This window comes from Burkholderia sp. MSMB2157WGS, from assembly GCF_001532755.1.
Lineage (GTDB): Bacteria > Pseudomonadota > Gammaproteobacteria > Burkholderiales > Burkholderiaceae > Burkholderia.
Window position 1 is genome coordinate 15,259 of record NZ_LPJG01000036.1, and the last position, 19,205, is coordinate 34,463.

A 19,205-nucleotide genomic window follows, 5' to 3' on the forward strand; every position below is an offset into this window, starting at 1 on the left:
AACGCGGTACCAAGGAGGGTCTGAACATGGCAAGGCATCTTCAAGCCGACCGTGAACCCCGCATCGTCGCCGAGTCCAAGTGTCTCGGCCAGTGCGATCCGGCAGAACGCATCCACGTCACGATCATGTTGCGGCGGCAGGAAGAAGGGCAACTCGATGCATTGGTTCACCAGCTCGCCACCGGCGACGCGCACGCAAAACCGCTGTCGCGCGATGCATTCGCGCAGCGTTTCTCCGCCAATCCCGACGATATCCGCAAGACCGAGGAATTCGCGCATCGTCATCAACTGACGGTCGATCGCGTCGACCCGGTCGAAAGCGTCGTCGTGCTGTCCGGCACGATCCGGCAGTTCGAAACCGCGTTCAGCGTGAAGCTCGAGCGCTTCGAGCATCGGGCGATCGGTCAGTATCGCGGCCGGTCGGGCCCGATCGCGCTGCCCGACGAGCTCGGCGATGCGGTGACGGCCGTGCTCGGTCTCGACAGCCGTCCGCAGGCGCGGCCGCACTTTCGGATCCGCCCGCCGTTCAGGCCGGCGCGCGGCGCGGCGGCCGTCACGTTCACGCCGATCCAGCTTGCGTCGCTGTACGACTTCCCGGCCGGCGACGGCGCCGGACAATGCATCGCGATCGTCGAGCTCGGCGGCGGCTATCGCGCGGCCGACATCCAGCAGTATTTCCGCGGGCTCGGGATCGCGACGCCGCCGACGCTCGTCGACGTGAACGTCGGCACCGGCCGCAACGCGCCGACCGGCGAGCCGAACGGCCCGGACGGCGAAGTCGCGCTCGACATCGAAATCGCCGGCGCGATCGCACCGGCCGCGAAGCTCGCGGTGTACTTCGCGCCGAACAGCGACGCGGGCTTCATCCAGGCCGTCAACGCGGCCGTCACCGACAAGACCAACCGGCCTTCCGTGATCTCGATCAGTTGGGGCGGCCCGGAAGCGATCTGGCAGGCGCAGTCGGCACACGCGTTCAACCGCGTGCTGCAGGCGGCCGCCGCGCAGGGGATCACCGTCTGTGCGGCGTCGGGCGACAGCGGCTCGGGCGACGGGCTGCAGGATGGCGCCGATCACGTCGATTTCCCCGCGTCGAGCCCGTACGTGCTCGGCTGCGGCGGCACGCAACTCGACGCGCTGCCCGGGCAGGGCATTCGCAGCGAAGTCGCGTGGAACGACGAGGCGTCCGGCGGCGGTGCGGGCGGCGGCGGCGTCAGTGCGCTGTTCGACCTGCCGGCATGGCAGCAGGGGCTCTCGGTTGCGCACGCCGACGGCAGCAGCACGCCGCTTGCCAAGCGCGGCGTGCCGGACGTGGCCGGCGACGCGTCGCCGCAGACCGGCTACGAGGTGTCGATCGCCGGCACCCCGGCGGTGATGGGCGGCACGAGCGCGGTCGCGCCGTTGTGGGCCGCGCTGATCGCACGAATCAACGCGGCGGCCGGCACGTCCGCCGGCTGGATCAATCCGACGCTGTACAAGAACCCGGGCGCGCTGCGCGACATCACGAAAGGATCGAACGGCACGTATGCGGCCGCGTCGGGCTGGGACGCGTGCACGGGCCTCGGCAGCCCGAACGGCGCGCAGCTCGCCGCGATCCTCGCGCGCAAGCCGTCGAGCTGACGCGCCGGCGCAGGTCTTTCGGTTCGACGCGGGTGGTCTGCCCGCGTCTTTTTTCACCTCCAGGAGCAGCACGATGGGCATCGATTCCGCATCTTCCGGCGGCGTGTATCCGCTGCATCACGGCGACCACAATTCGCATGGCGTGCCGCCGACCATCAACCCGGTCGCGCTGAGCCACGGCCGCGACCAGCCGTTCTTCGATCCGGTCGCATACGGCAACGGCCCGGACGACTCGGTGACCGACACGACCGAGGCGGCCGCGATCACGCACCACACGATCCTGATCGACGGCAAGCGCATCGCGTACACGGCGACGGTCGGCCATCTCGTGACGGTCGATCCGAGCAGTTCGCAGCCGGCCGCGAAGATCTTCTACGTCGCGTTCACGGCCGACGGCGCGAAGGAAGAAACGCGGCCCGTGACGTTCTTCTATAACGGCGGGCCCGGTTCGTCGTCGGTGTTCGTGTTGCTCGGCTCGTTCGCGCCGAAGCGCATCAAGACGTCGATGCCGGGTTTCACGCCGCCCGCGCCGTACCAGATCGAAGACAACCCGGACAGCATGATCGACCACAGCGACCTGGTGTTCATCAACCCGGTCGGCACCGGCTATTCGGCGGCCGTCGCGCCGCACAAGAATCGCGATTTCTGGGGCGTCGACCAGGATGCGGATTCGCTGAAGCAGTTCATCAAGCGCTACCTGACGAAGAACAATCGCTGGAACTCGCCGAAATACCTGTTCGGCGAATCGTACGGCACCGCGCGCAGCTGCGTGCTCGCGTACAAGCTGCACGAGGATGGCGTCGACCTGAACGGCGTCACGCTGCAATCGTCGATCCTCGATTACCGGCAGGCCGGCAACCCGGTCGGCGCGCTGCCGACCGCCGCGGCCGACGCGTGGTATCACAAGAAACTCGGCATCAAGCCGCCGCCGAGCGATCTCGGCGCGTTCGTCGAGGAAGTCGCGCAGTTCGCGCGCACCGACTACCTGGCCGCGCTGCGCGCGGCGCCGCACGCGAACCCGGCCACCGTGCAGAAGCTGTCGCAATACACGGGCATCGATACGGCGACGCTGCAATCGTGGGGCCTCGATATCGCGGGCTACGACACGCGCGGCAACTCGCTGTTCCTGACGACGCTGCTGCATGCGCAGGGGCTCGCGCTCGGTTCGTACGACGGCCGCGTGACGGGGATCTCGTCGGGCATCGCCGGCAAGATCGACCCGAATTCGGGCGGCAACGATCCGACGATGACGGCCGTGACGGGCGTCTATACGGCGATGTGGAACAGTTACCTGAACGAGCAGTTGAAGTTCACGTCGAATTCCGCGTTCACGGATCTGAACGACCAGGCGTTCCGGAACTGGGACTTCAGCCACGTCGACCCGACCGGCGCACAGCAGGGCATCGACGCGAAGGGGAACGTGATCCTCTACACGGCCGGCGACCTCGCCGCGGTGATGGCGCTGAACGTCGACCTGAAGGTGCTGTCGGCGAATGGCCTCTACGACTTCGTCACGCCGTTCTACCAGACCGTGATCGATCTGCAGCAGATGCCGCTGGAGGACCAGAAGGTGCGGCAGAACCTGTCCGCGCGGTTCTATCCGTCGGGGCACATGGTGTATCTCGACGGCGGCTCGCGTACCGCGCTCAAACGCGATCTCGCGACGATGTACGACGCGACGGTCAGCGATACGGGCGCGCGGATGCGGATTCGTGCGCTGCAGGCGAAGAAGACGGGCGGCAACGCGTAGCGCTGCCGGTCGCGCCCGTGCCGCGCGGAACCGTTCGGGTTTGCGCGGTGCGGCGCAGTGGCGCCGCGCCGTCGATCAGCCGCAGTGGCCGGGTTGCGCGGTCGGCCAGTCGAACATCGTGTACGGCAGTGCGCGCTTGTGGCGCGAGCCGTCGTAGAAGCGCAGCACCGTTTCGTAGACGCGGTCGGCGACCGGCTTGCCTTCGAGGAAATCGTCGATCTCGTCGTAGGTCACGCCATACGCGTGCTCGTCGGGGCGCAGCGGGCGCAGCTCCTCGAGGTCGGCCGTCGGCACCTTCATCACGATCAGCTCGTCGCCGCCGAGCGCGCGCGCCACCCCGCGCACGCGACGCTTGCTCAGGCCCGCGAGCGGCAGGATGTCCGCGCCGCCGTCGCCGAACTTCGTGAAGAAACCCATCAGCGATTCGGCCGCGTGGTCGGTGCCGATCACGATGCCGCGCCGCGCGCCGGCCACCGCGTACTGCGCGATCATGCGCTCGCGCGCCTTGATGTTGCCGTGCACGAAATCCTGCTGCGCGGGGGTTTCGAACGCGTGGCCGGACGCGACCAGCGAACGGAGCATCGCATCGGCGGCCGGCTTCACGTCGACCGTCAGTACCTCGTCCGCGCGCACGAACGCGAGCGCACGCTGCGCGTCCTCTTCGTCGTTTTGCACGCCGTTCGGCAAGCGCATCGCGATGAAGCGCGCATCGTAGCCTTCGGCGCGCAGGCGCTCGACCGACAGTTGCGCAAGCCGGCCGGCCGTCGACGAATCCACGCCGCCGCTGATGCCGAGCACGTAGGTCCGCAGGCCGGTCGAACGAAGGTACTGCGCGAGGAAATCGACGCGGCGATCGATTTCGGCTTCGGCGTCGAAGTGCGGGGCGACGTTCAGTTCGGCGATGATCGCGCGTTGGCGGCTGGCGTAATCGGCGGATGTCATGAGTGAAGTTCCGGAACGAAATGCAAGGCGCACATCATAAGCGCAATTGCGGCGTGTCGCCGCGCCGGGCCTGCGATCCGGCGGTTTCGCGTTGCTTCGGCGAGACGCGCCGCATCGCCGTGGTGCGCGGTGCGCCGGGCGGGTGCAGGAGGCGGCGCGAAGGGCGTCCGGGCGGCGCCCGATGGCCAGGTCAGCGCCGCGCGAGCACGACGCCCAGCAGCGCGAGCGCGAAGCCGGCGAGCTGGATCGTCGCGAGCGTTTCGCCGAACAGCCCGTAACCCTGCAGCGCGGCCAGCGGCGGCGCGAGAAACAGCAGCGACGTCGCGCGCGCCGCATTGCCGCGCCGCAGCATCCACATCAGCATCGTGACCGCGCCGCCGGACAGGAACACGACGCCCCACACGAGCGATATCCACAGCGCCGGCGCGCCGATCCAGCGGGTTTCGTGGAGCAGCACGACGAAGACGGCCGCGACGAGCGCCGCGCCGAAGTTCTGCACGGCGACCGCCGTGCGCAGATCGCTTTGCGCGAGCTTGCCTTTCTGGTACAGCGAGCCGGCGGTGATCGAGCCGACCGCCAGAACCGACACGGTGACGACGAGCCACGCGGGCGCCGCGCCCGGCGGCGGCGCGACGCCGCCCGTGACTTTCGGCGCGAGCACGAGCGCGACGCCGGCCAGCCCGAGCGCCATCCCGAGCCAGCCGCGTGCGGGCAGGCGTTCGTTGAACAGCGGGACCGCGAGCACGGCGGTGGCAAGCGGCTGCAGCGCGCCGAGCAGCGCCATCACGCCCGCATTCAGTCCCTGCGCGACGGCCCAGTAGCTCGCACCGAGATAGACGCCTTGCAGCAGCGCCCCGGCGATCAGGTGGCGCGGCCATTCGCGGCGGGCCGGCCACGGCGCGCGCGCGACGAGCGCCACCACGCCGAACAGCGCGGCCGTGCCGGCGAAGCGCGCGAGCAGGAACAGGTTCGGATCGACGTAAGGCTTGATCGCCCGGGCAACGATGAAGCCGGTGGACCAGAGCGCGACGAAAGCGGCGGCGACGATCGAGGTAAGCATGCATGACGGGCCGCGAGGCGGCCGGACGGAACCGGAAAGTCGGCCAGTATCGGTCGAAGCGGCGCCGGCGTCTTGTCGAATCCTGCACTCGTGCCGCGCGGCGTGCGATCGTGCCGGCGGCCATCGCGCCGGTGTGCGGGGCGGCGGGGACGAGCGGCCGCCGCACGGCGCGGCGCGGACGGGGCGCGCCGCGGCGACGGTCAGTCGATCGAGAACGTGTCGAGCGGCTGGTTGGCGCGCGCGTCGGTCGCGAAGCGCGCGGCGAGCTGTTCGTAGAGCCGGCGCGCTTCGTCGAGCGTCAGGTCGATCCAGTATGGATCGCCTGCCGCGTCGTTGAGGCGTTCCGGCGGGAACTGGATTTCGATCACACTGCCTTTGCGATACATGGCGCGAGCCCCTTTGTCGGTCGTTCGTTCGGCGAAGCGCAAAGTGTAGCAACCGGCGCCGCGCGGATTCGCGCGCGCCAGACAATACAGAATTTCGCTTTCGGGAAACGCGCCGGGCCGCCGCCCGGCCACGTTTCCCGGCGCGGTCAAATGGTCGTCAAACGTCCGTAATACAATGGCCGGCTTACCCATTACCAGTCGCCTCGGGCGTACACGCGATGCTGGCGGAACAACGTCATCAATACATTCTGTCGGAGCTCGGACGGTCGGGCGCGTTGTCGGTCGCGGAACTCGTGCGCTCGCTCGACGTCTCGCGCGAAACCGTGCGGCGCGACCTGAACGCGCTGGCCGCGCGCGGCCTGCTCGTGATGACGCATGGCGGCGCGCTGGCCGCGGATCGCCGCGAGCCGAGCCTGTCCGAGCGCGAAGCCGCGAACGCCGACGCGAAGCGCACGATCGGGCGGCGCGCGGCCGAATTCGTGCCCGACGATGCGTCGGTGCTGATCGATTCGGGCAGCACGCCGCATGCGGTCGCGCTGGCGCTCGCCGACCGGCACCGGCTGTCGATCTACACGAACGACTGGCGCACCGCGTTCGTGCTCGCGCGGCGCAACGGCAACCGCGTGACGCTGCTCGGCGGCGAGCTGTCCGACGACGAGGATGCCACGTTCGGTCTCGACACGATCCACCAGCTCGCGCAATACCACGTCGATTTCGCGTTCGTCGGCGCCGGCGGCATCACGCCCGACGGCGAGTGCACCGACTACTCCCGGCTCGCGGCCGAAGTGCGCAGCCGGATGATCGCGGCGGCGGGCACGGCGATCATCGTCGCCGACCATTCGAAATTCGGCCGCGTGACGCCGGTGCGGATCAACGGCGCGGCCGCCGCCCGCTATCTGGTGACCGAGCGCGCGCCCGACAAGGCCGTGCGGCGCGCGCTGACGGCGCGCGGGATCGAGCTGCTCGTGTGCGACTGACGCGCGTCCGACATACAAGGTTCATCGAACGGTCATCGTCCGGGAAGAACCGTCGTCAAGACTGACCCATTCATCTCGACCGGCCGCCGGGCCAGGGAGCAACGAATGACCGTCAGCGTGCGCAGCTATCTTTCCCCCACCCTGGTCCTGCTGGCTTTCGACTGGCCCGATGCGGCGTCGCGGTCCGATTTCCTCGGCTTCGCGATCCGGCGCACGCCCGGCTTCTGGTCGGCCGACGGCAAGACGCGTGCGCCGGACAGCTGGCTGCCCAATCGCCTGACGTTCGACGGCCCGGCCGCCGACACGCAGGGCGATGCGCCGACCGATCAGGCGCCGATTCAGAAATTCATGTGGTGGGACGCGCGCATCGATCCGCAGGACCGCGGTGCGTCGTTCCGCTACGACGTCTATCCGGTCGTCGGCACGCCGGCGAACCTGCAGGTGCTCGACGCGCAAGCCGGCGTGTGCGACGTCGTGCTGCCCGCGCACATCGAGGACGGCATCGGTACGTGGTTCAACCGCGCGGTGGTCAGCTCGCAGGCGTTCGCGAAGCAGGTCGCGGCGCTGGGCCTCGCGCCGAACGAGGCGCCGAGCGCCGCGCAGGCGCTGAAGCTGCGCACGTGGCTCGCGAACGACATGGAGCAGGTGTTCGCGGAGATGCTCGATCCTGCGTCGCGCGCGGTATCGGCCGTCTATCACCTGACCGACACGCTGTGGGCGCTGCCCGCGTTCGAGGCGTTCGGCCGCCGGCACGGCGAAGCGTCGCTCGCGATCGTCTACGACGCGCATACGACGGCGCGCAAGGGCAAGCCGCCGCTGCCGTCGCCGAACCAGCCGGCCGTCGACGCGCTGCAGGGCCTTGCGACGCTCGCGCCGCGCGACCGGACGCACATCATGCACGACAAGTTCATCGTGACCGATGCGCCGTCCAGCGCGGCGCCCGCGCGCGTGCTGACCGGTTCCGCGAATTTCACGACCGAGGGGCTGACCGAGCAGGCCAACGTGCTGCACGCGTTCGATTCGCCCGCGCTCGCCGCGCTGTACAACGAGCGCGCCCATGCGCTGGCCGGGAATCCGTCGATTGCGGAAACCGCCCGGCTGTCGCCGGGCTGGTCGGCGCCGATGACGATCGGCAGCGCGCAGGTACGCGTCGCGTACTCGCCGGAGCCGTCGGGGCAGCGTACCGAGATCGATACGATCGTCGCCGCGATCGCGGCCGCGAAGCATTCGGTGTCGTTCTGCCTGTTCATGCCGACCGACGCGGCGCTGCGCGATGCGTGTTTCGCGGCCGGCGACCGCGGGTTGATGATGTTCGGCCTCGTGAACCGGATCAACGCGGGCAGCGCGGCGAAGGCCGATGCCGCGCAGCAGGGCGGCCAGTCGCTCGATGCGGCGACGCTCGCGAACCTCGAGCTGTACCACCGCAGCCGCGACAACCATGACGTGATCGATGCGTCGTATTTTTCGCCGGCCACGGTGCCGCAAGGCTTCGAGCCGGAGCTGCGGCTCTTCCCGGGCGAGCCGGCGCCGGCCTTTCCGCCCGTCGTGATCCATCACAAGTTCATCGTGATCGATGCGGAAGGCGCGAATCCGGTCGTCTATACGGGCTCGGCGAACATGAGCCGCAACTCCGAGCAGTACAACGACGAGAACCTGCTCGAGATCCGCGACGAGCGGATCGCGGCGATCTATCTCGCGGAATTCCTGCGGCTTTACGAGCACTACCGCGCACGCGCATTGGCGATCGATGCGAAGCAGCGGGGCACGGGCGCGCATGCGCGGCTCGCGCTCGCGCCCGATTCGAGCTGGGCGAAGAAGTATTACGTGGCGGGCAGCCCCGAACAGAAGGCGCGGATCGCGCTGGCGTCGACCGCGCCGACGGACTGATGCGCTGAAACGTTGCAGGGCCAAGGGCCGCGGCCGGGGCGCGCCCCGGCCGGCTGCGGGCGGCGCTTACGCGGCGACGTAGCGGAGCACCGCGTCGGCGATCGTGTCGCGATGCCGCGCGCGCAGGCGCGGCGCCGACGGATCGCGGCCGAACGCGGCGCCGAACGTGTAGCGGTTCGACACGCGATGGAAGCAGAACGAGCTGATCAGCAGGTGCAGGTCGAACGCGTCGATGTCCTTGCGGAACGCGCCGCTGGCCGCGCCGCGCTCGAGCAGTTCCTCGAGCGTCTTGATGATGCTGACGTTGCGGTTCTTGAACGACTTGAGCTGTTCGACATATTTCGCGCCGTGGATGTTCTCGATCGACACGAGACGGACGAAATCGCGATGCTTGTCGTGATAGTCGAACGTGAACTCGACGAGACGGCGCATGCCTTCGCGCGGCTCCATGTCGCCGACGTGCAGTTCCTGCTCGAGTGCGCGGATGTCGCCGTACACCTTCTCCAGCACGGCCTCGTACAGGCCTTCCTTGCTTTCGAAGTAGTAGTAGAGCATCCGCTTCGTCGTGTTCGTCCGCTCCGCGATCGCGTCGACGCGCGCACCGGCGAGGCCCATCGCGGAGAATTCCTGCGTGGCGACATCGAGGATGTTGCGCTTGGTTTGCTCGGGATCGTATTTACGCCGCGCATCGGACGCAAGCGCGCGGGTGTCGGACGTGGCGGCCTTGCTTCCTGCTTTCATGTGACTTTGTTGTGGTTCGCGGCGGCTTGGAAAAGGCATTCTAGCATGTGGGAAATGGCCGCCCGGCCGACCTTCCGCTCTAATCGGCAAGGCCGTCGCGGGCGCTCAGCGGCGGCAGGAGGCGAGCGCATCGCGGGCCTGGTACGCCGTATACGTGAGTTGCGCGGCGGCGAGGCCGGCCAGGCCGAACGTGCGCGTGAGCCCGAACGCGGCGAAGCCGTCCGGCACCGGCCGGCCTTCGGCCAGCGCGGCGGCGAGCGCCTCGCCGGCCACCGTGGTCGGCGCCATCCCGTGGCCGCCGAAAGCGATCGCGTGCCACACGCCGTCCGCGTCGCGGCCGATCTGCGGCATCTTGTGCCGCGCGTAGCTCATCAGCCCGCCCCACGCATAGTCGACCTTCACGCCGTCCAGTTGCGGATACACGCGCAGCAGGTCGCGCCGCAGCAGGCGCGCGATCGCGTCGGGGCCGCGGTCGAGCACGGAGATCCGGCCGCCCCACAGGATCCGCGTGTCCTTCAGCGGACGGTAGTAGTCGAACGCGAAACGCGTGTCGTAGATCGCGTACGGCGCGTCGATGGCGTCGGGCAGGCGCGTGCCGAGCGGTTCGGTCGCGATCACGTAGGTCGCGATCGGCAGCACCGCGCGCTCGATGCGCGGCGACACGCCGCGCGCGTAGCCGCCGCCGGCGAACACGACGTCCTTGGCGCGCACCGTGCCCTGCGCCGTGCGCACGACGTACCCGGCGCCGTCGCGCGCGATGCCCAGCGCGGCCGAACGCTCGTACACGCGCGCACCGCCGCGCGAGGCGGCCGCCGCGACGCCGAGCACGTACTTGAGCGGGTGGAGGTGGAACGCGTTCGGCTCGAACAGGCCGCCGTAATAGCGCCGGGTCTTCAGCCGCTCGCGCAGCGCGCCGGTCGGGACGGGTTCCCACTCGACGCCGAGTTCGTTTTTCATCAGCGTGCGCACACCGTCGAGCCGCGACGGATCGTCGAACCAGTTCGCGAGCATCACGCCCTCGTCGACGATGTCGCAGTCGATCCCGTAGCGGGCGATGCGCGCGCGGATCAGGTCGACCGCGTCGACGGTGAGCCGGTACAGCCGGCGCCCTTCGTCGCGGCCGAGCGTGCGCAGCAGGTCGGCGTTGTCGAGGCTATAGCCGCCGAACACGAAGCCGCCGTTGCGGCCCGACGCGCCGAAGCCGACCCGTTCGCTGTCGAGCACGACGACGTCGCGCACGCCGCGCTCGACGAGGCCGAGCGCCGTGCACAGGCCGGCGAGGCCGCCGCCGACGATGCAGACCTGCGTATCGATCGGGCCGGTCAATTGCGGATAGGGCTGGCGGGTAACGGTGGCTTCGTAGAAGTTCTGCATGCGTTTTCGGTGAATCGTGACGGCGGAAAAACGGACGGCGCGCGTGGATCTTGCCTGAACGCGCGCGCCGCGTCGAATGGGGTTTTCAGCGCAGCGGCCGCCGCGGTCGGGCGGTCGCCGGCGCGTTGCCGGGCGTCAGGCGCCCGGCGTCGGGTTGACCGGCCGGGCGACGTAGGCCGGATAGCCGGCATCGGCCTTTTCGGTGGCGTCGGGCGTCGCGTTGCGGTCGATCCACGGCGCGATTTCCATGTCCTCGTAGCGTACCAGCCGGCATTTGCGCACCAGCGCGTAGCCGAGCCAGATCGCGAGGAAGAACGGCAGGCCGATGTAGGTCGCGGCGACGCCCGTCCAGTCGATCTTGTCGGCGAGGAACGCGTGGTAGTCCTGGCCGAGCGCGACGATCGCGCACAGGGCGAACGCGAACAGCGGTCCGAACGGGAACCACTTCGACCGATACGGCAACTGGTCGAGCCGGTAGCCCTGCTTCAGGAAACCCTTGCGGAACCGGTAGTGGCTGACCGCGATGCCGAGCCACGTGATGAAGCCGGCCATGCCGGACGTGTTCAGCAGCCACAGGTAGACGGTCTTGTCGCCGTACAGCGACGTGAGAAAGCACAGCGCGCCGACGGCGGTGGTCGCATACAGCGCGTTGCGCGGCACGCCGCCGGGCGACAGCTTCGCAAACAGCTTCGGCGCGCGGCCTTCGACCGCGAGGTTGTAGAGCATCCGCGTCGACGCGTACATGCCCGAGTTGCCGGCCGACAGCACGGCCGTCAGGATCACCGCGTTCATCACGCCGGCCGCGAACGCGAGGCCCGCGTGGCGGAACACCAGCGTGAACGGGCTCACGCCGATGTCGGTCACGTCGCTCTTCAGCAGGCTCGGATCGGTGTACGGAATCAGCACGCCGATCACGAAGATCGCGAACACGTAGAACAGCAGGATGCGCCAGAAGATCTGGCGCACCGCGCGCGGAATCGTCGTGCGCGGGTTTTCCGATTCGCCGGCCGCGACGCCGATCATTTCGGTGCCCTGGAACGAGAAACCCGCGATCATCGCGACGCCGAGCATCGTCGCCCAGCCGCCGACGAACGGCGCGTCGCCGATCGTGAAGTTGCCCCAGCCGGCGCTCGGGCCGCCCTGCATGATCCCGAAGATCATCAGCAGACCGACGCCGACGAACGCGAGCACCGTCAGCACCTTGACCAACGCGAACCAGTATTCGGCTTCGCCGAAGCCGCGCACCGACAGCGCGTTGAGCGCGAAGATCAGCGTGAGGAACAGCGCGCTCCACCAGACGCCCGGCACGTGCGGGAACCAGTAGTTCATCACGAGCTGCGCGGCGACGAGCTCCACCGCCAGCGTCACGGCCCAGCTGTACCAGTAGTTCCAGCCGAGCGCGAAGCCGAAGCCTTCGTCGACGAACTTCGCGCCGTAGGTCGCGAACGAGCCCGACACCGGCATGAACGCGGCCATCTCGCCGAGGCTCGTCATCAGGAAATAGACCATCAGGCCGATCACCATGTACGCGAGCATCGCGCCGCCGGGGCCGGCCTGCGAGATCGACGCGCCGGATGCGACGAACAGCCCCGTGCCGATCGAGCCGCCGATCGCGATCATCCGTAGATGGCGGGCCTGCAACGCGCGGTGGAGGGACGGCTTCGCGGGCGGCGAGCCGGACGGACGGGACGAATCGGGGCGGGCATCTGAATGCATGGCGGGCGCTGGGCGCTGTCTCCGGGATTGTTTTTCGGTGACGAAGCGCGACGCGTGGCCGGCCGCGGCCGGGTAGCGGTGATGCGGTGCGAGACGGGCCCGCTGAGCCGGGCCGTGGTGCGTGTCGCCTTCGTCGGTCGTCCGGCTGCCGTGGTGGCGGCCGGCGGCGCGCCGGGTGCGTTGCACCTCGACGTCGCACCGATTGTGTGTGCCCGGTGCATCGGCGGCAAACGATATTTCCGAACAGGGTGATGCGAGATGATCATCAACTTGTGTCGTGCCGCGACGTATCCGAGCGCCCGGTTGCGGGCTTGGGAAACGTCCCATATCGGTACTGAAACAGGCCTGGCGAGCCGGCTTACTTCTTGCGCTTTTGGAATGAAGTCGTGAGTTAATATCAATAGCGGCCCGACTTGTGGCCATCGACAATGCGTTTCATGGATCGTGCCTCGCGAGGCTGGGGCGCGCCGTCCGGCCTGGCTTTCCGGCGACGGCGCAGCACGATGCGCCGGATGGCGCACCGGGCCCGCCGCGCGGCGCATCCGCTTGCACAAGGCGCTCGAACGCGCTCCAATCGAATCACGCGGGCGGCGCTGCCGCCGCACCGATCAATCTGTCCCTGAAGAGGAAGTGATGCAATTCAACGACATTCTTGCCGCGCTCGACATCGATCTCGCCCAGTGGAAAGGCAACGCGCTGACCGCGCGTTCGCCGCTCGACGGCGCGACGCTTGCGACGCTGGCCGTCGACACGCCCGCCGACGCCGAGCGCAAGATCGACGCCGCGCACGACGCATTCCTCAAGTGGCGCACGGTGCCGGCGCCGGTGCGCGGCGAACTCGTGCGCGTGTTCGGCAACGTGCTGCGCGAGCACAAGGCCGAGCTCGGTCGCCTCGTCACGCTCGAAGCCGGCAAGATCACGTCGGAAGGCCTCGGTGAAGTGCAGGAAATGATCGACATCTGCGATTTCGCGGTCGGCCTGTCGCGCCAGCTTTACGGCCTCACGATCGCGTCCGAGCGTCCGGGCCACCGGATGATGGAAACGTGGCACCCGATCGGCGTGTGCGGCGTGATCTCGGCGTTCAACTTCCCGGTCGCGGTGTGGGCGTGGAATGCGGCGCTCGCGTTCGTGTGCGGCGATTCGGTCGTGTGGAAGCCGTCCGAGAAGACGCCGCTCACCGCGATCGCTTGCCACGTGCTGCTTCAGAAGGCGCTGCGCGAGTTCGAGAAGACGCATCCGGGCGTCGCGCCGGCGGAGCTGAGCCAACTGGTGCTGGGCATGCGCGATGTCGGCGAGGTACTGACGGCGTCGAAGAAGGTGCCGGTCGTCAGCGCGACGGGCAGCGTGCGGATGGGCCAGGAAGTCGCGAAGGTACTGAGCCAGCGTCTCGGACGCGGCATCCTCGAGCTCGGCGGCAACAACGGGATGATCGTCGCGCCGAGCGCGGATCTCGACCTCGTCGTGCGCGCGGTCACGTTCGCGGCGGTCGGCACGGCCGGCCAGCGCTGCACGACGCTGCGCCGGCTGATCGTGCATCGCAGCCTCGTCGAGCAACTGCTGCCGCGCATCGAGAAGGCGTATGCGTCGGTGAAGGTCGGCAATCCGCTCGAGGAAGGCACGCTGGTCGGCCCGCTCGTCGATCGTGCGTCGTTCGACGCGATGCAGAAGGCGCTGGCCGATGCGCGCGAGCAGGGCGGCGAAGTGAAGGGCGGCGAGCGCGTGGACGTCGGTCACGCGGATGCGTACTACGTGCGTCCGGCCATCGTGCGGATGCCGAAGCAATCGGCGGTGGTCGAGCGCGAGACGTTCGCGCCGATTCTGTACGTGATGGTCTACGACGATTTCGACGACGCGATTGCCGTGCACAACGCGGTGCCGCAGGGGCTGTCGTCGGCGATCTTCACGAACGACATGCGCGAGGCCGAGCAGTTCATGTCGGCGGCCGGCAGCGATTGCGGGATCGTCAACGTGAACATCGGCACGAGCGGTGCGGAGATCGGCGGCGCGTTCGGCGGCGAGAAGGAAACGGGCGGCGGGCGCGAGTCGGGTTCGGATGCGTGGAAGGCTTATATGCGTCGTGCGACGAATACGATCAATTACAGCCGGCAGTTGCCGTTGGCGCAGGGGGTGAAGTTCGACGTATAAGTGCGGGCGCCCGGCTTGGGCGTTCCGACGGTCGAATGAAATGGGCCGGTTGCCGTGGAAGCGGTAACCGGCCCATTTCGTTTACTGCGTGGCGCGCGGCGCGCCGATCGATCGCGAGCGTACCCGCTCGATGGCTCACTTACGATTCGTGCCGCGTGGAACCATCGGCCGCCGGCATGTTCTGCACGACCAGCATCTGCGGGCTCGACAACGTAATCCCCGCCGCCCGCAACTGCTTGAGGATCTCGAACAGCAGATCGCTTTTCGTCGAACTCGCGATCCGCGGGCTCGACACGTAACCCGTCACGCTCAGCGTGATCCCGTCCGGCGTGAGCTGGCTGAACGTCACCGACGGCGCCGGCTTCTCGAGAATCGCCTGGTGCTCGCGATACGCATCGAGCAGCAGGTCGCGCACCTGCTCGGGATCGGTGTTCAGCGGGAACGTCAGCACCAGCGTCGCGACGCCCTGCGTGCTGTTGCCCATCGTCACGTTGCGCACGTTCTGCGAGATCAGTTGCGAGTTCGGCACGATCACGGTCGAGCGGTCGCTCAGCTGGATCTCGGTCGCACGCACGTTGATGCGGCGAATATCGCCTTCGACGCCCGCGATGCTGACCATGTCGCCTACCTTCACCGGGCGCTCGGTCAGCAGGATCAGCCCCGACACGAAGTTCTTCACGATTTCCTGCAGGCCGAAGCCGATCCCCACCGACAACGCGCTGACGATCCACGCGAGATTGTTCCACTTGACGCCGAGCAGCCCGAGCGTCATCAGCACGAGCAGCACGTAGCCGACGTTGGTGAACAGCGTGATCAGCGACACGCGCATGCCCGTATCCATGCCGAGCGCGGGCATGAACTCGCCGTCGAGCCAGCGGCGCAGCGAGCGCAGCAGGTACAAGCCGATCGCGAAGCCGATCACGGCGTTCATGATCCGGTCGGGCATGATGTTCAGGCTCTGCAGCCGCTGGCTGCCGATCATCGCGACCGCGCTGTCGAGCAGGTCGCTCGGCGTGGTGCCGAAGCCGCCGGTCAGCAGCGCGATCGCCGCGATCAGCATCAGCAGGCTCGTGCCGAAGCCGGACAGGACCGTACGCGCCTGGTCGAGGTGGCGGTCTTCGAGCGCGAACAGATGCTTGATCTGCTGGCCCGACGACAGGCTCGACGAGAACAGGCTTTCGCTCGCGTCGCGCGTCAACTGAATCAGGATGTAGGTCGCGCACAGCACGATCTCGAACCACACGAGCTCGTACGTGATGAAGCGCGCGACCGTGATGTAACCGATCAGGAGTGCGATCAACGAAGCGACGATCGCGAGCGTGACGCCGGCATGGATCAGGCCGGCGAGCGTCGAGCGTTGCTCGGGTGCCTCGCCTGCCGCCGCGAGTGCGCTGCGCGCGCGGTTCGCGCGCAACAGCGATGCGCCGACCGTCAGCGCGACGACGAGCGATACGATGCCGCGGCCGAGCAGCGTGACCGACAGGCTGGTATCGACGATCCGGTTGATCGATTCGAGCGTGCCCGACACCAGCAGCAGCGCGGCCAGGATGCTGGGGAACGGCTTCATCGCGAGCGCGACCGGGTCGGCGAGCGCAGGCAGTCGCCACGACGGATGCTTCGTGCAGAGCAGGGCGCGGCCGAGCCCGGCGATCAACGCGCAGGTTGCGGCGAGTTTCGCGAACTGGTCCCACAGATCGGTCAGCGACGGCGTGAGCTCGTAGCGGCGCGCGACGGCGAGGTAGAAAATCTGAATCGCGATGGCCGTCGCGAGGAAGGTCGACAGCACGGTCGACAGCGCGAGCGCACTGCGGCGCAAGCGGGTGGGCGGCAGGCGGGTCAGCGCGATCCATGCGAGCCCGCGCTCGATGAGCCGGCGGCCGCCGAGCCATGCGGCGAATGCAGCGATCAGCAGCAGCGTGGTGATCGCCCGTTGCCCGGGGACCCACGACGAATGCAGCATGTCGAACAGTTCGCCGTTGAAATCATCGAGCCGCTGGCGATCGTCCGGCGACAGGTGGAACAGCGGCAGCCAGAACTGCGCGCTGAAGATGCTGCTCGAACGGAACGCGAGCTGGTTCTTCAGCAGGCTGCGGTGCAGCTTCGCGAACTGCTCGGTCAGGTTCGCGAGGCTCGCCTTCTGGTCGGCGGCCTGCTTCAGCGCGGCGTCGATCTGCGTCTTGCGCGCGTCGAGCGCGGCCCGCTGCTTCGCGACGGCTGGCGTTTCCGGCGCGGCGCCCTCGGCCGGCGGCGGGCCGAGCACGTCGAGTTGCGCCTGGACCTGCGCGCGTTGCGGCGTGAGATCGCTCTGCAGTTTCGCGACATCGGTGCTCAGTTCCTGCGCCGAATCGTCGAGCGCGTCCAGCTCCTTGCTGTTGGACGTGGTCGAGGTCTGCTGCTTGATGCGGTCCAGCTCCGCCTGCATCTGTTTGAGCTGGGCGACGGCGTCGGGCAGCGAGATGGCCGGCACGGATGCGCCGACGCCGCTCGCGACGGGAGCGGAAGCGGCGGCCGGGAATGCCGACGCGGTCGCGATGGCCGCGAACTGCAGCAGCGCGATCAGCGCGATCCGGCGGGCGTACGTGGATAGTCGTTGTATGGACATGGAATTCTTACGATTTGCCGACAATGCCGGTTGCCGAAAGGCAGCCGGAAGCCGGTAGTTGGCCCGCTAGCATGTTACCGGGGCGCGGAACGCGTGGTTGTACCGATTGCGTCTTGTCGTCCGCGGCGATTTCAGCGGCGCGCGCCCGCGCGAAACGGCGCGGCAGCCCCATTATTACCGGCCCGCGCGGCCTGCGCGTGCGGCCGATGGCACCGGAACGCCACGCGGACGCGCCTTTCGTCCCCGACACGCGGTTACGGAAGTTACACATTATTCGACGGGGGAACCGGGCATCGAATGGCCGCGGTGCCTGGAAGGCGTCCGGCCTGCTGGCTTGCCCATGCGTCGAGCGGGCGTGCCGGTACAATGCAGCGATTCGCCCGGCGGCGGTTCGGCAGTCCGCCGGACGGCGACGCACGACACGATACGACACGATCAGGAGACGCGCCCAAGATGGCCTCAACGGACAGCCTTTCCCAGGCACCTGCCCAATCCCCCTCCATCGACCCCGGCTCCATCTCGGCCCGCCTCGATCGCCTGCCGCCGACGCGCAGCGTCTGGAAGCTCGTCGTGCTGCTGAGCCTCGGCTTCTTCTTCGAACTCTACGACCTGCTGTACAGCGGCTACATCGCGCCGGGCCTCGTGAAAAGCGGCATCCTTTCCGCGACCACGCACGGCCTGTTCGGCACCACCGGCGTCGCGAGCTTCATCGCCGCGCTGTTCTCCGGGCTCTTCATCGGCACGATCGCGTGCGGCTTTCTCGCCGACCGCTTCGGCCGCCGCGCGATCTTCACGTGGTCGCTGCTGTGGTACACGGCCGCGAACATCGTGATGGCGTTCCAGGACACCGCGGCGGGGCTGAACTTCTGGCGCTTCGTCGTCGGTCTCGGCCTCGGCGTCGAGATGGTGACGATCGGCACGTACATCTCCGAACTCGTGCCGAAGCAGATTCGCGGTCGCGCGTTCGCGTGCGAGCAGGCGGTGGGGTTCGTCGCGGTGCCGGTGGTCGCGTTCCTCGCTTACCTGCTCGTGCCGCACGCGCCGCTCGGCCTCGACGGCTGGCGCTGGGTCGTGCTGATCGGCGCGCATGGCGCGCTGTTCGTGTGGTGGATTCGCCGCGAACTGCCGGAAAGCCCGCGCTGGCTCGCGCAGCAGGGCCGGGTCGACGAAGCCGACCGCATCATGCGCGCGCTCGAGGCGAAGGTCGAAGCCGAATACGGGCGGCCGCTGCCGCCGCCGGCACCGGCCGAACCCGTGCCGCCGCGCGGCAGCTTCCGCGACATGTGGGTGCCGCCGTATCGCAGCCGCACGATCATGATGACGATCTTCAACGTGTTCCAGACGGTCGGCTTCTACGGTTTCGCGAACTGGGTGCCGACGCTGCTGATCAAGCAGGGCATCACGATCACGTCGAGCCTGATGTATTCGAGCGTGATCGCGCTCGCGGCGCCGATCGGCCCGCTGATCGGCCTCGTGATCGCCGACCGCTTCGAGCGCAAGTCGGTGATCGTCGCGATGGCGGCGGCGATCGTCGTCTGCGGGCTGCTGTTCAGCCAGACGACGGTGGGCGCCTTCCTGATCGTGCTCGGCATCGGTCTCACGCTGGCGAGCAACATCATGTCGTACAGCTTCCACGCGTACCAGGCCGAATTGTTCCCGACGTCGATTCGCGCGCGGGCCGTCGGCTTCGTCTATTCGTGGAGCCGCTTCTCGGCGATCTTCTCGTCGTTCGTGATCGCGGCCGTGCTGCGCGGGTTCGGCACGTTCGGCGTGTTCGCGTTCATCGCGGGCGCGATGGTGATCGTGATGGCGGCAATCGGATGGATGGGGCCGCGCACGAAGGGTATCGCGCTCGAAACCATCTCGAAGTAGCGGGCAGGTGCGCACGCGTGCCGCACGGTTCGTTGCGGCATGCGTGCGATGCGGTCCAACGTTTCTGGTTCGGGCTATCCGGTCTCCCAGTTGTTTTGTTATGCGAATCAAAAGGGAAGTGCGATCGAACCGGCTCG

Annotated in this window: 13 protein-coding genes; 6 read left to right on the forward strand and 7 right to left on the reverse strand. The window is 68.3% G+C overall.

Features of this window, described 5'->3' with window-relative positions; translation table 11 throughout:
* Positions 1–26: 26 nt before the first annotated feature.
* Positions 27–1,616 (forward strand): protease pro-enzyme activation domain-containing protein, encoded by a 1,590-nt coding sequence (locus tag WT53_RS25355; protein WP_059823508.1) that lies wholly within the window; start codon positions 27–29, stop codon positions 1,614–1,616.
* Between the two features lie 73 nt (positions 1,617–1,689).
* Positions 1,690–3,366: a S10 family peptidase gene (locus tag WT53_RS25360; RefSeq protein ID WP_059823506.1), complete on the forward strand. Its 1,677-nt coding sequence runs from the start codon at positions 1,690–1,692 to the stop codon at positions 3,364–3,366.
* Between the two features lie 75 nt (positions 3,367–3,441).
* Here the strand turns inward: WT53_RS25360 and nadE are convergent, their stop codons facing one another.
* The 3 genes from nadE to WT53_RS25375 form a co-directional block, all read right to left on the reverse strand.
* A complete protein-coding gene (gene nadE / locus WT53_RS25365; protein WP_034204118.1) occupies positions 3,442–4,308 on the reverse strand; it encodes an ammonia-dependent NAD(+) synthetase in 867 nt (288 codons plus the stop codon).
* Between the two features lie 190 nt (positions 4,309–4,498).
* On the reverse strand, positions 4,499–5,368 hold the full coding sequence (locus tag WT53_RS25370) for a DMT family transporter (protein WP_060262182.1): 870 nt from the start codon (positions 5,366–5,368) through the stop codon (positions 4,499–4,501).
* A gap of 200 nt (positions 5,369–5,568) precedes the next feature.
* The gene (locus WT53_RS25375) at positions 5,569–5,754 is read right to left on the reverse strand and encodes a hypothetical protein (protein WP_006480515.1); all 186 of its coding nucleotides are present in this window, start codon (positions 5,752–5,754) and stop codon (positions 5,569–5,571) included.
* A 218-nt stretch (positions 5,755–5,972) separates the two neighbouring features.
* Here WT53_RS25375 and WT53_RS25380 point away from each other — a divergent pair, with 218 nt between their 5' ends.
* Both WT53_RS25380 and WT53_RS25385 read left to right on the forward strand, forming a co-directional pair.
* Complete coding sequence (locus WT53_RS25380) at positions 5,973–6,731, forward strand: DeoR/GlpR family DNA-binding transcription regulator (RefSeq protein WP_006491117.1); 759 nt, start codon at positions 5,973–5,975, stop codon at positions 6,729–6,731.
* 105 nt (positions 6,732–6,836) lie between these two features.
* Positions 6,837–8,618, forward strand: a complete 1,782-nt coding sequence (locus WT53_RS25385; protein WP_060262184.1) for a phospholipase D-like domain-containing protein — start codon at positions 6,837–6,839, stop codon at positions 8,616–8,618.
* Between the two features lie 66 nt (positions 8,619–8,684).
* On the opposite strand, the gene WT53_RS25390 is transcribed toward WT53_RS25385, so the two are convergent.
* The 3 genes from WT53_RS25390 to WT53_RS25400 form a co-directional block, all read right to left on the reverse strand.
* Complete coding sequence (locus WT53_RS25390) at positions 8,685–9,359, reverse strand: TetR family transcriptional regulator (protein ID WP_034204121.1); 675 nt, start codon at positions 9,357–9,359, stop codon at positions 8,685–8,687.
* A 105-nt stretch (positions 9,360–9,464) separates the two neighbouring features.
* Positions 9,465–10,733, reverse strand: a complete 1,269-nt coding sequence (locus tag WT53_RS25395) for an FAD-binding oxidoreductase (protein WP_060262186.1) — start codon at positions 10,731–10,733, stop codon at positions 9,465–9,467.
* Positions 10,734–10,868: 135 nt separating this feature from the next.
* The gene (locus WT53_RS25400) at positions 10,869–12,449 is read right to left on the reverse strand and encodes an amino acid permease (RefSeq protein ID WP_060262188.1); all 1,581 of its coding nucleotides are present in this window, start codon (positions 12,447–12,449) and stop codon (positions 10,869–10,871) included.
* 633 nt (positions 12,450–13,082) lie between these two features.
* Between WT53_RS25400 and WT53_RS25405 the strand changes: the two genes are divergently transcribed.
* A complete protein-coding gene (locus tag WT53_RS25405) occupies positions 13,083–14,594 on the forward strand; it encodes an aldehyde dehydrogenase family protein (RefSeq protein ID WP_034204124.1) in 1,512 nt (503 codons plus the stop codon).
* A gap of 139 nt (positions 14,595–14,733) precedes the next feature.
* Here the strand turns inward: WT53_RS25405 and WT53_RS25410 are convergent, their stop codons facing one another.
* Positions 14,734–17,196, reverse strand: a complete 2,463-nt coding sequence (locus WT53_RS25410) for a DUF3772 domain-containing protein (RefSeq protein WP_034204125.1) — start codon at positions 17,194–17,196, stop codon at positions 14,734–14,736.
* 453 nt (positions 17,197–17,649) lie between these two features.
* Between WT53_RS25410 and WT53_RS25415 the strand changes: the two genes are divergently transcribed.
* Complete coding sequence (locus tag WT53_RS25415; RefSeq protein ID WP_034204126.1) at positions 17,650–19,068, forward strand: MFS transporter; 1,419 nt, start codon at positions 17,650–17,652, stop codon at positions 19,066–19,068.
* Positions 19,069–19,205: the final 137 nt, after the last annotated feature.

What these genes read in the sequence shown, in the direction of transcription:
- WT53_RS25380 (WP_006491117.1), top strand. Translation starts at nt 5,973, where the DNA reads ATGCTGGCGGAACAACGTCATCAATACATTCTGTCGGAGCTCGGACGG.
- WT53_RS25370 (WP_060262182.1), bottom strand. Translation starts at nt 5,368, where the DNA reads ATGCTTACCTCGATCGTCGCCGCCGCTTTCGTCGCGCTCTGGTCCACC.
- WT53_RS25390 (WP_034204121.1), bottom strand. Translation starts at nt 9,359, where the DNA reads ATGAAAGCAGGAAGCAAGGCCGCCACGTCCGACACCCGCGCGCTTGCG.
- WT53_RS25400 (WP_060262188.1), bottom strand. Translation starts at nt 12,449, where the DNA reads ATGCATTCAGATGCCCGCCCCGATTCGTCCCGTCCGTCCGGCTCGCCG.
- WT53_RS25405 (WP_034204124.1), top strand. Translation starts at nt 13,083, where the DNA reads ATGCAATTCAACGACATTCTTGCCGCGCTCGACATCGATCTCGCCCAG.
- WT53_RS25415 (WP_034204126.1), top strand. Translation starts at nt 17,650, where the DNA reads ATGGCCTCAACGGACAGCCTTTCCCAGGCACCTGCCCAATCCCCCTCC.
- WT53_RS25385 (WP_060262184.1), top strand. Translation starts at nt 6,837, where the DNA reads ATGACCGTCAGCGTGCGCAGCTATCTTTCCCCCACCCTGGTCCTGCTG.
- nadE (WP_034204118.1), bottom strand. Translation starts at nt 4,308, where the DNA reads ATGACATCCGCCGATTACGCCAGCCGCCAACGCGCGATCATCGCCGAA.
- WT53_RS25395 (WP_060262186.1), bottom strand. Translation starts at nt 10,733, where the DNA reads ATGCAGAACTTCTACGAAGCCACCGTTACCCGCCAGCCCTATCCGCAA.
- WT53_RS25360 (WP_059823506.1), top strand. Translation starts at nt 1,690, where the DNA reads ATGGGCATCGATTCCGCATCTTCCGGCGGCGTGTATCCGCTGCATCAC.
- WT53_RS25375 (WP_006480515.1), bottom strand. Translation starts at nt 5,754, where the DNA reads ATGTATCGCAAAGGCAGTGTGATCGAAATCCAGTTCCCGCCGGAACGC.
- WT53_RS25355 (WP_059823508.1), top strand. Translation starts at nt 27, where the DNA reads ATGGCAAGGCATCTTCAAGCCGACCGTGAACCCCGCATCGTCGCCGAG.
- WT53_RS25410 (WP_034204125.1), bottom strand. Translation starts at nt 17,196, where the DNA reads ATGTCCATACAACGACTATCCACGTACGCCCGCCGGATCGCGCTGATC.